A 15,478-nucleotide genomic window follows, 5' to 3' on the forward strand; every position below is an offset into this window, starting at 1 on the left:
TCTTCGAGGGCAAGACGACCGATGCAAAGGATATATCCTTTACCGTTCAGTCCGATTCGTCGGGCCTGAGCCTGCCGCTCTCCCCTGTCCCGGTTGCCGCAGCACTCGCGTTCATCTGCCTCCTGGTAGCGAGTAGACGACATCGCGAGAACCGGTGATCAGTTCCTGCCCGTGCGGCCGCATGTTCTGCGCGGGCAGGCCACCGGATGAAGAGAGGAGTGGATGATGAAAATTATGAACAGAATCGCAGTGATCCTTGCGATTCTCCTTGTTTCGGCCTCCGTCGTGCCGGCGCTTGCGGGTTCGCCCGTGGATACCCCTGGTGATCCTCTCGCGGGAAGCGATCAGCAGACGGAGGCCGGTGCCGGGGCGACCGGCGACGATAGCCAGCCGCCCGAAGAACCTCTTTCTGATCCGACTGGGCCTGAAGATGGCTCTTCTGGGCCGGAGGGAGATCCGACTGGGCCTGAAGATGATTCTTTAGGGCCGGATGAAAATCTGCCGGGCCCGGACAGTTCGCCCGAGGACGATACGCCTCCGGTTGAGGATGGCGATGCCCCCGAGGCGACACCCACACCGGAGGGCCCGGAAGAGGGCCTGCCAACGGCCGAGAACGGCACGGTGACGCCGGAGCCGGAGGAGACGCCCACCGTCGATCCGACGCCGGAAACGACCACTACACCGGCCCCGACGAACACTACAAACACCACACCGACCGTGACCACTACACCGGTCCCGACAAACACCACTACCGAACCCACGCCCGAACCCGGGATCGTGGTGAACGAGTCCGTCTCTACCGACCCGCCGACTGAGAACGAGACGGCCGCAGCGCCCCCCTCTCGCGCGGCCGTGCTCTGCATCTGGGAGCAACTCGATACCACCGGCGGTGCGCTCGATGACGACCCGGTGGAGCCGGGCAGCCAGTTCCTGCCGCCCTGCGCCTACGGCGCCACGAAGACCGTGCAGATCCGTGCGGTCGTCGCCGGGAACAGCATGGCGACGTATCCGATCGTTGCCGACGTGACGTCACCCGACGGCTCGCCCTTCTGCCGGGTCAACCTGACCCGGCAGAACTCCACGGTGGATGCCCTCGAGGCGGCCTCCGTGGCCGGGCTGGTCACCTACGCTCACGATACAAGCCTCAATGAGGCTGTTCGCGCCCTGGAGGGCGCCGATGCCGTGATCTATGTGGGTGAGGTCGACCTCTCTTACAACCAGGCGCCCGGGGATTATCAGGTCTCGGTGCAGGTCCTGCCTGAAGAGGCAGATCTCGTCGATCGGCCGCCAGGGAGCATCTTCACCTACCTGCCGACGGCATCGTTCGAGATTGACTTTGCCGCGGTGGACTACGGCGTCGTCGAACGGGATACCGATGCCTGGGTCAGGGGCGACGCCGAGTTCGGGACGGCGCAGAGCCCGACGATGAGGAACACCGGCAACGTGCCGATCCGGGTCATCGTCCGCCAGGACGACATGGGGCTTGACGTTCCGGCCGTCTACACGGCAAAACTCGGCAGCGACGGTATTCCCGTCGCCTTCGGGCCGACGGAGGCGGTGACCATTCCCGGCGTCGTGGCGGTTGACGAGACAGTGCCGCTCTCGTTCGCCCTCAGGGTTTCCAGTGGCGAGGGTACGCCGAGCGGCAGGCTCTGGGTCAGCTGCGTCCCTGCAACGGGGGATGACTGACCCGGATTCTCCTCTTTTTTCGGAGCGTCCTGCTCACCTTCGTCCGGCGGCCCGCCGTCAACCCGGGAATGCAGCCCGGCAAGGTCCATTACGAGTCCGGGGGGTCCGTCCGGCATGCACCGCGGCCCGGGGTTTCGGGATCGATTGCAGGGTGATACATTGTCCGTAAACTACCAGAGAGTACTCGAAGACTCGTTTGACTACACAGGGAACATCCTCCGGGGAGGCTGGGTCCGGTGGCTCCAGCTCATCGCCTCCGTCATCGTCTTCCCGCTCATCTACGGCTACTTCGTCCGTATCATGCGGGGAGGCCCGGCCCCGGAGTTCGGCGGCTGGGGCAGGCTCTTTATCGACGGCCTGAAACTGCTCGTCGTGTACCTCGCCTACATCGCGCTCATGTTCGTCGTCGCAATAGCCCTGGTGGGCGGCGCCGGGGTCCTCGCCGGGCAGAACAGTCCCGTGGCCGCCGTCGCCGCCCTCGTCTCGTTCATCCTCCTCGTCCTCATCTGGCTTGTCGCGCAGATGGCAATGGTGCGGTTCGCGAAGGCCGGGCTGCTCCGCGAGGCATTCAACATCCCCGTTGTCCTCGCCCAGATCCGGAGGATCGGCTGGGGGTCGTACATCTTCTCCCAGATCATCCTCCAGCTGGTCCTCATGATCTTCGGGATGGTCCTGGTCTTCCTCGTCGCCCTCGTCACGGGCGTTATCGGACTCTTCGTGGGCATCGCCGGGATTCTCCTCTTCCCGGTCCTCATGCTCGTCGTATCCCCGGCGATCTACATCTTTCAGTACCGCTACAACACCCTCGTCTACGAGAGCGGGACGGCGGGCTCCCCGCCCGTGACGGCAACCCCGTAGGCGGGGGCAATACATACCCCAATCTTTCTGAAGGCCGGTTCAACACCTGCGCGTGCGCTCCGGGCCGGGAGAGGGGGCAAAGTCGTGCGTGCCGGGAAAATATGCCGCCCTCGCTCCCCCCGGCCCGGTTCAGACCGCACGCCGGCAAACGGCAACCGTTCTCCTGCGTACCGGACTGCGTTGCTTCGTAAGAATTGTGGGCAGATTGGTTGTATCCGCCGGTGCGGGCGCATCAATCTGCCGTGTACGACCAATCCTCGCGGCTCAAAGGACGGCTTCTTTAAACTTGTCGAAGCCGACCCGCTCGATCGTCGCGCCCAGGCGTTCGGGGGCCTGCCCGTTCTCCCGGTAGAACGCGATGACCTTCCGCGCCAGCGCCAGGGCCTGCTCCTCGGTCAGCCCCTTGGCGAGCTCCCGGCCCACTTTTGCCGTCCCGCCGCCCTTGCCGCCGACGACCGCCGTGAACCCATCGTCGGTGCCGACGAACCCGAGGTCTCTCATCCAGGGGTCGCTACAGCAGTTGGGACAGCCTGAGACGGCCATTTTGAACTTGGCGGGCGCCGGTTTGCCGTAGAACTCCTTGTCGAGGGCAAATCCCAGTCCCGGGCTGTCCTGTTTGGCGCGCTTGCACGATCGGGTGCTGGGGCACATCTGGATGCTCCGTATGGTCAGGCCGATGGCCTTGGAGCTGTCTTCGAACTCAGCCCATGCAGCATCAAGGTCCTCTTCCTGTATGCCGACGATGATCATCCTCTGGGTGCCCGTGAGTTTCACGAACTTCGCACCGTACTTCTCTGCTACATCGGCGATCTTCCGCAACAGTGCAGGTTCGACGAAGCCCCCGGGAATGTGGGGCGCGATCGAGAACGTCTCAAGGTCTCTCTGGACAATAGCTCCTTTTGCAGGAATGTTTGCCTTTGCCATGGTTTTAACCAACATTCTAAGAACGTCGTTACAACCAGTTATAGTATGCGAATCGCATCCCGGGCGATCCCATCGTTTTTGAGTGCATCGTGACGATCTCACCCCGGAATGGAGACGGCCGCCTCACTGTTGCCCCTCCCGGTGAGTCCTGCAGTATTGCCAATAACCTATAACATGGATGACGTCGGTGAGGGGGGCGAACGGAGATGGATAGAATGGCAGAGCAATCACAAAGAAGCGGCGAGCAGGCGTTGATGGAGAGGAATCCCACCCGGATTACTGCCGAGCCCGGAAAGCAGGAGCTGATCATCGTCCGGGAGTTCGACGCTCCCCGCGATCTGGTCTTTCGGGCTTACACCGACCCGGAACTCTTCAAGCGGTGGATCGGCCCGCGGGGTTACACCACGAGGATCGAGGCGTTTGAGGCCCGGAGCGGGGGCAGCTGGCGGTATGTTCAGACGGACAAGGACGGCAACGAGTACGGGTTCCACGGGGTGAACCACGATGTGACGCCCCCCGAGCGGATCATCCAGACGTTCGAGTACGAGGGGCTCCCGGAGTCCGGCCATGTCAGCCTCGAGGAGGCGAGGTTCGAGGAGCTTCCCGGCAACCGGACGAGGTTCACCGGCAGGTCGGTCTTCCTCTCGGTGGAGGACCGCGACGGGATGGTGCAGTCCGGTATGGAGGAGGGTTTGAAGGACTCTTTCTTGCGGCTCGACGAGCTCCTGGAGAGGCTGCAGAAGTAGGGGCGACAGGGAATCCCGCTCCCCCTCCCATCCATGAGCCGGCTCCCGGTCACCCCGGCGGGCTGACCGTCGCGGTCTTTCCCGCCGATTTTTCCGGTGTTACAGCCTTTTGTACCATAACCCCTGCCGGGATCGGTCAACTCCCAAACAGCCTCGCGGATAACCGGGCATCGCCTGTCAATACCAGATCCGTGGTTGATCTTGCGACCGCCACCCGGTATGCTCCTTCTGCAATGCGCCACCTGCCGGCTTCTTCGTCGAATCGTGCAAGCAGGCGGGGGTCGGCCTCGATCGTCACCTGCCGTCTCTCACCCGGCCCGAGCAGGACGCGCTGGAATCCGAGAAGCCGCATCCGCCTCTCATCCGCCGCCTCCGTCAGATACACCTGCGGCACGTCCGCACCCTCGCGTTCGCCGGTGTTCGTCACGGTGAACCTCGCCGTGATCGTCTCGCCGCCGCCGACCGCAAGATCGCTGTAGGCAAACGTCGTGTAACTCAACCCGTGGCCGAAGGGGAAGAGCGGCGTATCGCCCGTCTTTGCGAACCAGCGGTAGCCGACCTCCGCGCCCTCATCGTAACGGATGGTGGTTGATGTCCCCCACGGCGTGCCGAGGCCGGGGAGGTCCGGCCTCGGAGTCCGGGCGAGGTCGGCCGGGAAGGTGATCGGCAGATGGCCGGAGGGGTTCACCGTCCCGGTGAGCACCTCGGCGATCGCCTGCCCGCCGGCCTGCCCTGGATACCACGCCTGGACGACTGCCTTCACCTTGTCCAGCCACGGCATCGCGACCGGGTTGCCGGTCTCCAGCACCACGACGGTGTTCGGATTGGCGGACGCCACGGCCTCGATGACGGCGTCCTGGCCCCAGGGCAGCGAGAGATCGGCGATGTCGAAGCCTTCGCCCTCGACGCGGATCCCGAAGACGATGGCGACGTCCGAGCGACGTGCGAGCAGGACCGCCTCCGCCGGCGTCTGTCCGGGGTCAAACTCGATCTCCGCCGAGGGCAGGAGTCTCTTCAGCTCCTCAAGGGGCGACGACGGGAGAAGGTAGAGGTTCCGTGCGCGCCCCAGGGGCCCCGGGCCGCCGATCTTGACGATACCCGCATACCCGCCCACCGGGAGCACCGCACCCGATCCGGTGCCGCTCGGGACACCGAGCTGCGCGTAGCCGCCGATCACTGCGATCTTGAGCGGTCTTTCGGTCGCGAGCGGCAGGATGCCGTCGTTCTTCAATAGCACGATACCCTGCCGGGCGGTCTCGAGGGCGATCTCGTTGTGCGCTTCCATGTTGACCTCGGGCGCCGGCCCCCACGAGTCGGCCCCGACCGCGTAGAGCGAGCGCAGGATGCGGCGCACCATATCGGAGAGACGCTCCTTCGGGAACCTGCCTTCGGCGTAGGCCTTCCGGAGTGGGTCCGTGAAGGGCTCCGTCTTCCAGAAGACTGCGTCTGCCTGCACGCCGGATTCCTGGTCGAGCCCGGCGAGAGCGAACTCCCAGGAGGGCGTCGCGCCCCAGTCGGACATCACCCAGCCCTTATATCCCCAGGCGCCCTTGAGCACCTCGTTTAAGAGATAATGGTTCCCGCCAGCATACTCGCCGTTGATCTTGTTGTAGCCGCTCATGATCGCGCCGGGCTCCGAACGCTCGATCGCGATCTGGAATGCGAGCAGGTCGGACTCGCGGTGCGCCGAGGGATCGATGATCGCGTCCAGCCAGTGCCGGTTGGTCTCGTTGCAGTTGAGCGAATAGTGCTTGAGCGTCGAGATGACACCCTGGCTCTGGATGCCGCTTACCGCCCCGGCGCCGAGGACGGCGGTGAGGAGCGGGTCCTCGGAGTAGTACTCGAAGTTGCGGCCGTTGCGCGGGTCGCGGGCGAGGTTGATCCCGCCGGCCAGCATGATGTTGAACCCCCGGATCCGGGCCTCGCGGCCGAGCAGCACGCCGCCGTCGCGGGCGAGGTCCGGGTTGAAACTCGACCCGACGACGATGGAAGCCGGCAGCGCGGTTGCGCCCGTATCGTCGGGGCGGTACCCGGGGTTGGTGATGCCCATGCTGGCATCGCTCGATCGCAACGCCGGGACGCCGAGCCGCGGCACGCCGGGCGTGTAACCGGCGCTCATGGCCACGTCTTCCGGGATGCGCTCATCACGGACTTTGATGATGCCGCCGGTGGCGCCCATGATGCTGATGATCATCGAGAATCGCTCGTCGTCGGTCATCCTCTGTTCGGTCTCGGCCGCCCGGGAATCGGCTGTCTTTTGCCCGGGTTCAAGCACTTGCGTGGTGGTCACCTCTTCTTCCCCTCCCGGCATTCCCCCGTCCGTCGGGCGGGGAACCGTGCCGCGGTGGGAGACGACACTGGTGATAAATATTTGTGTGAAACAGGGATCCGATCTCGACGCCAGTAATGGGCGATAGTTATCGTGACGGTGGTGGCATGACCGTCGGGTGACTGCACGCCTTGTCATCCGGCTCCGGGCTGGAGCATGGCACGGAGTGAGTAAAAACTGTGGGAAAAACTGCGCGTGAACAACCGGCAAAAAATCCGGTGGAAAGCGGGGGGTTGCGGATCATGCTCCGGGGAAGGCACGATCGTCCATGCGGTGAGAGGCATGAAAATACCGGATTTATCGGTCCATTTCAGGGATGCATCTCCGGGGAAAGGAACAACATAGAATCAATCGTTTCAAAAACGGTGATGGGCTCGCTGAGATTCGAACTCAGGACCTCCGCCATGTCAAGGCGACGTCATAACCAGCTAGACCACGAGCCCGTGTCTACCCGACGATCACTAATGTTGGTGTTACAGGTATAAAATGATTCCTATTCCCCACAATCGCCCCCTTACCCGCTCCATCCTATCGGGGAGCGGCACGCGGGGCAAAAAGGGGGATGATGGCCGGACCAATCAGATCTCGGCGTGCTTTGCCGTATGAATCCCGTCGATCTTCTTGATCTCTTCCATCGCTTCGGCCGGCACCGCGGAGTCGACGGTGAGGACCATCAGCGCCTCTTCGCCGGGCTTGTGGCGCCCGACCTGCATCCCGGCGATGTTCACGTTCGCCTGACCGAGGATCGTCGCGGCCTTGCCGATGATACCGGGCTTGTCGATGTGGCGGGAGATGACCACGTGGCCCGTCGGGGTCAGGTCGGTCAGGTAGCCGCCGATGCTCACGATGCGCGCGTGGTCCGGGGCCGAGACGCTGCCGCTCACCGACTCGGTCATCTTATCGGTCTTTGCGGTGATGCTGATGATGTTCTTGAAGCCGTACGCTTCTTCGGTGGTGGTCTCGCTCAGCCGGATTCCGCGCTCTTTTGCGACAAACTCCGCGTTCACAAAGTTGACCGGAGCCTGGAGGATTGGGTCGAGCATACCCTTCAGGATGACGCGGGTGATGAACTTCGTGTTCGGCAGAGTCGCTGCCTCGCCGCCGTAGGTGATCTTGATCGACTCAAGCCTTCCTTCGATGAGCTGGATGAGGAGGCTGCCCATCTTCTGCGCAAGGGCCGCGTAGGGCTCGATCACCGCCTGCTGCTCTGCGGGGATCGTCGGCGCGTTCACCACATACTTCGCCGCACCGCCCGAAAGCACGCTGATGCACTGGTTTGCGACCGATATCGCAACGTTCTTTTGCGCTTCGACCGTGCTCGCCCCAAGGTGCGGGGTGACGATCACCTTATCGAGTTCGAGGAGCGGAGAGTCCGTCGGCGGCTCGTTCTCAAAGACATCGAGCGCCGCACCGGCAACCTTGCCGCTCTTGATCGCGTCGACGAGGGCTGCCTCGTCGATGATCCCGCCACGGGCGCAGTTAATCAACAGAACGCCATCCTTCATCGTGGCGATCGACTTGGCGTTGATGAGATGGCGCGTCTCCTTGATCAGCGGCGTGTGGACCGTGATGACGTCCGCTCTCCGGAAGAGCTCCTCGATTGGCACCATCTCCACGCCGAGGCTTGCCGCCCGCTCTTTGGTGATGAAAGGATCGTAGGCGATGCACTTCATCTCCATTGCCTGTGCACGCTTTGCAACCTCGCGTCCGATACGCCCAAATCCAATGATCCCGAGGACCTTGTCGTTCAACTCGACTCCCATGAACTTCGAGCGCTTCCATTCTCCCTTCTTCAAGGATGCTGTCGCCTGGGGGATATTGCGCGCGAGCGAGAGCATCATTGCCATCGTATGCTCAGTGGCTGCGAGGGTGTTTCCTTCAGGAGCGTTTGCAACAATGATCCCCCTGCGTGTTGCCGCTTCGGTATCGATATTGTCGACTCCTGCTCCGGCACGGCCGATAAACTTGAGTTTTGTCCCTGCATCGATGACACGTGCCGTGACCTCGGTCCCCGAGCGCACCAGCAGGGCATCGTAATCTCCGATAATAGCAACGAGCTGATCTTCGGTCAGCCCGGTCTTGACATCCACATCACAGAACTCCTTCAGGATGTCAATTCCTTCCTCTGCCAGCGGGTCGCTGACCAGCACTCTATATTTCACAGTTCAACCCATATCTGATTCGACATCATGTGTATTGATGCTTTTTCCTCCCAAATCTTATTAGTAATGGTGAGAAGTATATGTGTGGTGCGAGCATGAAGGAAATGCCCAACGTTCTGTGGCTCGAAGAAATAAAAAAAGAAGATATTCCATCTGTAGGTGGAAAGGGGGCTTCTCTTGGTGAAATGACCTCGATCGGCCTCCCCGTGCCGAAGGCGTTTGTGGTTACTGCTCAGGCGTTCCGCAGATTTCTTGTTGAGACCGGGATCGAAGAGACACTCTTTCGCAGACTGGAGCACCTCGATGTCGATGACAACGGAGCGCTCGAATCCGTCTCAAGGGATGTGCAGGATCTCGTCATGAGCGTCGAGATCCCCGATCATATCCGCGAGGAGATCACCGATGCGTACAACCGGATGGGGGCGAATGGAACGGTCGTCGCCGTCCGTTCAAGCGCTACCGCTGAAGACCTGCCTGAAGCCAGTTTTGCCGGCCAGCAGGAGACTTTTCTCAATATCCTCGGGGAAGCTGACCTCCTTGACGCCATCCAGCGGTGCTGGGCATCACTCTATGGCGCGCGGGCCATCTACTACCGGGCAAAGCAGGGGTTCGACGACCGGAGTGTGAATATCGCCGTCGTCGTTCAGGAACTCATCCGGTCGGAGAAGTCCGGTGTCATGTTCACATCCCACCCGGTCACCGGCGAGCCCCTGACGATCGTGGAAGGATCCTGGGGTCTCGGTGAAGCCATCGTCTCCGGCAGCGTCTCTCCCGACAACTACGTCTATGACCTGAGATCCGGTCGGGTGGTTGACCGCCTGATCGCCGAGAAGGAGATCATGATCGTCCCCGAGGGCGAGCACGGGACAAAGGTTGTCAATCTCTCCGGCGAGCAGCGGGTCGCCCCGGTTCTCTCTGATGAGGAAGTGGCGCGTCTTGCAACGCTCGGCAAGATCGCCGAGGACCACTACGGCGTCCCGCAGGATATCGAGTGGGCGATCGTCGGGAACGAAATCTTCATCCTCCAGTCACGACCCATCACGACGATCAAGCGGCCGGAGATTCCTCGTGGAGGACAGGCCAAGCCGATGGGCGCACAGGGTGTGATCTTGCTCGAGGGTCAGGGTGCCTCTCCAGGTATTGCGACCGGCCGCGTCGTGATCGTGCGCGACGTCAAAGATACGAGCGCGGTCAAGGACGGCGATATCCTGGTCACCCGGATGACCAACCCCGATATGGTGCCGGCGATGCGGCGGGTCAGCGCCATCGTCACCGACGAAGGGGGCATGACCTGCCACGCGGCGATCGTGAGCCGTGAACTTGGTACACCTGCGGTCGTCGGGAGCAAGAAAGCAACGAAAGTCTTGAAAGATGGACAGATAATCACCGTCGACGGGGAGAAGGGTATCATCTACGACGGGACGCTCGAGACCCCGGCGGTCGCCGCTCCGGCACCTGTTGCAGCAGCGGCAGCGGCGGCCCCGGTCATCACCGGTACACTCGTCAAGGTGAACGTCTCCCTGCCGGAGGCCGCACAGCGCGCCGCTGCCACCGGTGCCGACGGCGTCGGTCTTCTGCGGATCGAGCACCTCATCCTCGGCCTCGGCAAGACCCCCGGCTGGTATATCGCGCACGGCAAAGAGGAGGAGTTTATTGCCGAACTCTACCGCGGCATCAAGATTGTGCTCGACGCTTTCCCGGGAAAACCCGTCTGGGTCCGGACGCTGGATGCTCCGACTGACGAATTCCGGAACATGGAAGGCGGCGAGAGCGAACCGATCGAGCACAATCCGATGCTCGGCTGGCGTGGCATCCGCCGGGACTTAAAGAGCCCCGACCAGTTCAGGATGCAGGTGGAGGCCTTCAGGAGGCTCTGGGCTGCTGGCTACAGCAACCTCGGCGTGATGTTCCCGCTCGTCAACCATCCAAAAGAGTTTATCCAGGCCCGGGCCATGATGGAGGAATGGGGCGTCGACGTCGAGAAGGTGACCCTCGGTGTGATGGTCGAGATCCCCAGCAGCGCCATCCTCATCGATGACTTCATCAAGGCCGGCATCCGGTTCGCCTCGTTCGGAACGAACGATCTTGTCCAGTACACGCTCGCCATCGACCGGAACAACGAGAACGTTGCCAATATGTACGAACCCGAGCACCCTGCCGTGCTCAAACTGATCGACTACGCCATCAAAGCCTGCCGCGCAAACGGTGTCGAATGTTCCATCTGCGGTCAGGCCGGCTCCGATCCGAAGATGGTGGCCTGGCTCGTCGAGCACGGGATCACCAGCGTCTCCGCAAATATCGACGCTGTCCCGCGCATCCGTGAGGCCGTGGCGCGAAAAGAACGGCAGATCCTTCTTGATGCGGCGAGAAGAAATGCGTGAACATGGCTGTCCTGAGGAAGACCTCTTCTCCTTCCTTTCGTCAAAGCGGCGGGAGGATCTCGGTTACCATAAAATCTTGAGTTCGATGTGCACGCCGCCCCACCCGATCGCGGCGCGGGCGCATGCGCTCTTTCTTGAGACCAACCTCGGCGACCCCGGGCTCTTCCCCGGGACGGTCGCGCTCGAGGAACTTCTTGTTGAGAGGCTCGGCACCCTGATGCATCATCCCGAGGCCGGAGGATACGCAACAAGCGGCGGGACGGAGTCCAATATCCAGGCCCTTCGGATCGCAAAGAAACTAAAACCGGTCAGTTCGCCGAACATTGTGGTCCCGGCTTCGGGCCACTTCTCATTCCAGAAAGCCTGCGATATCCTGGGGCTTGAGATGCGGGTGGCGCCGCTTGACGCCAACTTCCGGGTGGATGCAGAGGCAGCGGGGGATCTTGTTGACAAAAACACGGTCGCTCTCGTTGGTATCGTCGGGACGACGGAGTACGGCATGATCGATCCGATCGCCGCCTTATCCGATATTGCCCTTGACCGAGACGTCTTCCTTCATATCGACGCCGCGTTCGGGGGGCTGGTCGTCCCGTTCCTCGATCACCCGGTTCCGTTCGACTTCGAACTCCCCGGTGTCGCCTCAATCTCCGTCGACCCCCATAAGATGGGGATGGGCACCATCCCGGCAGGCTGCCTCCTCGTCCGTGACCCGTCGTGTTTTGCGTCCCTCAACGTCGAGACACCATACCTGACCGTGAAGCGGGAGTGTACCCTCACCGGCACCCGGCCCGGCGCCTCGGTCGCGGCGGCCGTCGCAGTCCTTGAGTACCTCGGGATGGATGGCATGCGGGCGGTGGTCGCCGGGTGCATGGAAAATACCCGGCGGTTGATCGAGGGGATGGAGACGATCGGCTGCCAGAGAGCCGTGAGCCCGGACGTCAACGTGGCGACGTTCTCCTGCGACCGCGCTCCCCCCGGCTGGCGGGTATCGCGGACCCGGGCCGGGCATATGCGCATCGTCTGCATGCCCCACGTCACCCGCGATGTGATCGAGGCATTCTTGAAGGAAATGGGTGAAATCTATGCTTGAGCGCTTGATTCAATCATTGGAAGCCTCTCCGGTCATGAAGCGGGGAGAGTACAACTACTTCATCCACCCGATCACCGATGGGGTGCCGCTCCTTGAGCCAGCCATCCTCCGCGAGATCGGGTGTGCCATGGTCCGTTGCCTCAACCTTGAGGGCGTCGATAAAATTGTCGTCTGCGAGGCGATGGGCATCCACATCGGTGTCGCCCTCTCGATGATGACCGACATCCCGCTCGTAGTCGTCCGGAAACGCCCCTACTATCTCCCCGGGGAGGTCGCGGTGCACCAGACAACAGGCTACTCGAAGGGGGAACTCTACTTAAACGGCGTCAATGCAGGCGACCGGGTCGTTATAATCGATGACGTCTGCAGCACCGGAGGGACGCTCCAGTGCCTCATCAGTGCGATCGAGAGCACGGGCGCCGAGATTGCCGACATCTGCGTGGTCGTCGGTCGGGGCGATGCGGATCTCTGCCTATCTGTCAAGACCCTGGTAAAGGTCGAGGTCTCCGAGGACCGGGTGCGTGTTGTTGATACCTATTTCTGATCTTGTCGCGAAGCTCCGGCGACGGGGGGCACGTTCCGTCGCCCTCCAGTTCCCTGCCGGGCTCGCCCGGCAGGCCCCGGGGACGGCCGCCGCTCTTCGCCGCGAAGGATTCGACGTGATCGTCAGCGGCGATCCCTGCTATGGGGGCTGCGACCTTGCGCTCGATGCACTCCAGTATGCCGACGTCCTGGTTCACTTCGGCCACGCACCGGTTGAGGAGCGTTCCAACGTCATCTACGAGCCGGTCCGGTTCGATTTTGACGTCGCGGTGCTCGAGAGAGCCTTTCCTGACTTACACTCCCGCCGCATCGGTCTTGTCACGACCATCCAGCATCTTCACCTGATCGGTGCGATGGTGGCGTTCCTTCGCGAACACGGCATCGAGGCGATCGTCGCCCCCGGGGATCAGCGCACGCCGATCCCCGGACAGGTGCTCGGCTGCAACTTCGCCGCCGCACGGGCGACGGGGGCCGACGAGATCCTCTTCGTCGGGACCGGGGTCTTTCACCCGATCGGGATCCATCTTGCGACCCGCTCAAGGGTGGTCGCGCTCGACCCCTTCACAGGGGAGGTGCAGGAGGTGGACGCCGACCGCCTGATCCGCCGCCGCGCTGCGGTGATGGAGAAGGCCCGGGATGCCTCAAGTTTCGGTGTCATCGTCAGCACCAAGAGCGGGCAGCGGCGGATGGATCTTGCCCGGCGGCTCGTCGCCCTCTCTGATAAGGCCGTGCTCGTCGCGATGCGGGAGGTCTCGCCCGCCGAGATGCTCGATCTGGGGTTTGCGGCGTATGTGAACACCGCCTGCCCGCGGCTCGCCTACGATGACCAGATCCGGTTCCCGGTCCCCGTGCTGACGCCGCCGGAGTTCGAGATCCTCTGCGGTGCCCGTGCCTGGGATGATTATACAATCGATGAATACCTCGCACCATGAACCTGCGGCACCTTGAGATGCGGCTTGAGCGCCTGGAGGGTTTTGAGCGGCCGACGGCCCGTCTCGAGCAGTACCAGACCCCTGCATCGGTAGCGGCCCGCCTCCTCCACCACGCTGCGATGCAGGGGGCGATCGAGGGGCGACGGGTCTGCGACCTTGGATGCGGGACCGGGATCCTCGCCTGTGGAGCCGCCCTCCTCGGCGCCTCCGCCGTGACCGGGATCGATGTTGACGCGGGCGCAATCGAGGTTGCCCGGAGGAACGCGGAGGCGTTCGATCTCTCCATCGAGTTTTTAGTCGCCGATATTCGGAGCCCGGACGTCGACTGGGCTGGCCTTGCCTGCGACACCGTCGTGATGAACCCGCCGTTCGGGGCGCAGAAGGCGCATGCCGACCGGCCGTTCATCGATCGGGCGCTTGAACTCGCGGGAGAGGTCTACGGCATCTTCAATGCGGGCTCGACCCCGTTCGTTGCCGCCTACACCGAAGGCCAGGCGACGATCGAGGAGGTGATCCGGTGCGAATTTCCCATGCGGCGGACGTTTGCGCACCACCGTAAAGACCGAGTAGATATCACGGTGGAGGTCATACACTTAAGCAGGATCTGACAACCGTGACTGCTGATACCAAGCCGGTCTGGGGACTCTCCGCAGCCCACCTGGTAACCGACCTCTATTCACCTGTCCTTCCTGCAATTCTCCCGCTCCTCATCGTGGATCAGGGTTACTCGTTCTTCCTCGCCGGGCTGATCGTCACGATCTATAACCTCACATCGTCGTTCGTGCAGCCGCTCGTCGGCTGGATCTTCGATACCCGGGGGTTTGCTGTCCACGTCGGGACAAGCGTGGCGATAAGCGCGATCTTCATATCCATCGTAGGTCTGTTGAATAACTACTACCTCGTCCTCGCGTCCGTCGCCGTCGCGGCGCTCGGGCACGCTTTCTTCCACCCGAGTGCGCTCGGCACCGTCAGCCGCCTCACCCGGGATGCGAGCCGGGGCCGGATCACCTCCTACTTCGTCATCGGCGGCAACCTGGGCTACGCGATCGGCCCTATCTGCGCCGGAATCGTCGTCGGGCTGATGGGCCTTCCGGGCCTCGTCATCCTCGCCGTTCCCGGCATCGCGATTGCGGCGGGACTCAGACGTATCCTCCCCGCCCCCGACCGCGACGCCGTTCCGGCGAAGTCCGTCCCCGCCGCAAAGCCCTCGTACCGGGCGATTGCTCTCCTGGTCACAGCCTCGGGCCTCCGGGCGTGGGCAATCTTCGGCTCGGTCGCATTCCTTCCCACCATCCTCACCATGCGGGGGTTCGACCTCGTGACCGCAAATCTCCTGGTCTCGGCGATGCTCATCGCCGGGGTCGTGGGACAGGTCGTCGGCGGCACGCTCTCGGACCGCTACGGCCGAAAAGAGTTCACGATCGTCGGGCTTGTTACCGCTATCCCGCCGTTCGTCGTATTCCTCACCAGTGGCGGTATTCTCTCGCTCGTCGCCCTGATGGTCTTTGGGTTCATTCTCTGGTCGACCTTCGCCGTCACCGTCGCCATGGCCCACGAGATCGCCCCGGGCAATGTCGGGCTCGTCTCCGGCCTGATGCTCGGGCTTGCGGTCGGCGTGGGCGGGATGGGTGTCTCGGTCACCGGCTGGATCGCCGATATGACCACGCTCTCGATCGGACTCATGACAATCCCGCTCGCGATCGTCCTATCTGTTCCGCTCTTCCTTTCCGTCCCCTACCCCTGGAAATCTCTCGCCCGGCGCCGGCTCCCCTCCCGGGGATGACCCGGCCCCAGACCCTTAAGTACCGGAAGAGCGGATTCATC

Annotated in this window: 12 protein-coding genes and 1 tRNA gene; 9 read left to right on the plus strand and 4 right to left on the minus strand. The window is 62.8% G+C overall.

What is annotated here, in order from left to right:
• Positions 1–234: 234 nt before the first annotated feature.
• Complete coding sequence (locus ACI94_RS06385) at positions 235–1,689, plus strand: hypothetical protein (RefSeq protein ID WP_286681227.1); 1,455 nt, start codon at positions 235–237, stop codon at positions 1,687–1,689.
• A 159-nt stretch (positions 1,690–1,848) separates the two neighbouring features.
• Positions 1,849–2,547 (plus strand): DUF4013 domain-containing protein, encoded by a 699-nt coding sequence (locus ACI94_RS06390; protein ID WP_286681228.1) that lies wholly within the window; start codon positions 1,849–1,851, stop codon positions 2,545–2,547.
• Positions 2,548–2,811: 264 nt separating this feature from the next.
• Here ACI94_RS06390 and ACI94_RS06395 read toward each other — a convergent pair whose 3' ends face one another.
• Positions 2,812–3,486, minus strand: coding sequence for an NAD(P)/FAD-dependent oxidoreductase (locus ACI94_RS06395; protein WP_286681229.1), 675 nt, complete (start codon positions 3,484–3,486; stop codon positions 2,812–2,814).
• A 200-nt stretch (positions 3,487–3,686) separates the two neighbouring features.
• Between ACI94_RS06395 and ACI94_RS06400 the strand changes: the two genes are divergently transcribed.
• The gene (locus tag ACI94_RS06400; RefSeq protein WP_286681230.1) at positions 3,687–4,217 is read left to right on the plus strand and encodes an SRPBCC family protein; all 531 of its coding nucleotides are present in this window, start codon (positions 3,687–3,689) and stop codon (positions 4,215–4,217) included.
• Positions 4,218–4,353: 136 nt separating this feature from the next.
• On the opposite strand, the gene ACI94_RS06405 is transcribed toward ACI94_RS06400, so the two are convergent.
• The 3 genes from ACI94_RS06405 to serA form a co-directional block, all read right to left on the minus strand.
• Positions 4,354–6,507 carry a beta-glucosidase gene (locus tag ACI94_RS06405; protein ID WP_286681231.1) on the minus strand — a complete coding sequence of 718 codons (2,154 nt, stop codon included), beginning with the start codon at positions 6,505–6,507 and terminating at the stop codon, positions 4,354–4,356.
• Positions 6,508–6,915: 408 nt separating this feature from the next.
• Positions 6,916–6,989: transfer RNA gene (locus ACI94_RS06410), tRNA-Val, on the minus strand.
• Positions 6,990–7,124: 135 nt separating this feature from the next.
• Entirely contained in the window at positions 7,125–8,708 is a 1,584-nt protein-coding gene (gene serA / locus ACI94_RS06415) for a phosphoglycerate dehydrogenase (protein WP_273258511.1), read from the minus strand.
• 95 nt (positions 8,709–8,803) lie between these two features.
• On the opposite strand from serA, the gene ppsA reads away from it, so the two are divergent.
• From ppsA to ACI94_RS06445, 6 genes are read left to right on the plus strand one after another with little or no spacing between them, the layout of a single operon-like run.
• Entirely contained in the window at positions 8,804–11,089 is a 2,286-nt protein-coding gene (gene ppsA, locus ACI94_RS06420; RefSeq protein WP_066956807.1) for a phosphoenolpyruvate synthase, read from the plus strand.
• On the plus strand, positions 11,082–12,179 hold the full coding sequence (gene mfnA, locus ACI94_RS06425) for a tyrosine decarboxylase MfnA (protein WP_066956811.1): 1,098 nt from the start codon (positions 11,082–11,084) through the stop codon (positions 12,177–12,179). Before ppsA ends, mfnA begins: the two co-directional genes overlap by 8 nt.
• Complete coding sequence (hpt, locus tag ACI94_RS06430; RefSeq protein ID WP_066957020.1) at positions 12,172–12,723, plus strand: hypoxanthine/guanine phosphoribosyltransferase; 552 nt, start codon at positions 12,172–12,174, stop codon at positions 12,721–12,723. The genes mfnA and hpt overlap by 8 nt, the downstream gene beginning before the upstream one ends.
• Positions 12,707–13,654, plus strand: coding sequence for a diphthamide biosynthesis enzyme Dph2 (dph2, locus tag ACI94_RS06435; protein ID WP_286681232.1), 948 nt, complete (start codon positions 12,707–12,709; stop codon positions 13,652–13,654). The genes hpt and dph2 overlap by 17 nt, the downstream gene beginning before the upstream one ends.
• Entirely contained in the window at positions 13,651–14,262 is a 612-nt protein-coding gene (locus ACI94_RS06440; RefSeq protein WP_066956816.1) for an METTL5 family protein, read from the plus strand. The genes dph2 and ACI94_RS06440 overlap by 4 nt, the downstream gene beginning before the upstream one ends.
• Positions 14,263–14,267: 5 nt before the next feature.
• Positions 14,268–15,437: an MFS transporter gene (locus ACI94_RS06445; RefSeq protein ID WP_066956819.1), complete on the plus strand. Its 1,170-nt coding sequence runs from the start codon at positions 14,268–14,270 to the stop codon at positions 15,435–15,437.
• The last annotated feature ends 41 nt before the right edge of the window (positions 15,438–15,478 follow it).

Origin of the sequence: Methanoculleus sp. DTU007 (genome assembly GCF_001512385.1) — an archaeon.
Classification (GTDB): domain Archaea; phylum Halobacteriota; class Methanomicrobia; order Methanomicrobiales; family Methanoculleaceae; genus Methanoculleus; species Methanoculleus thermophilus.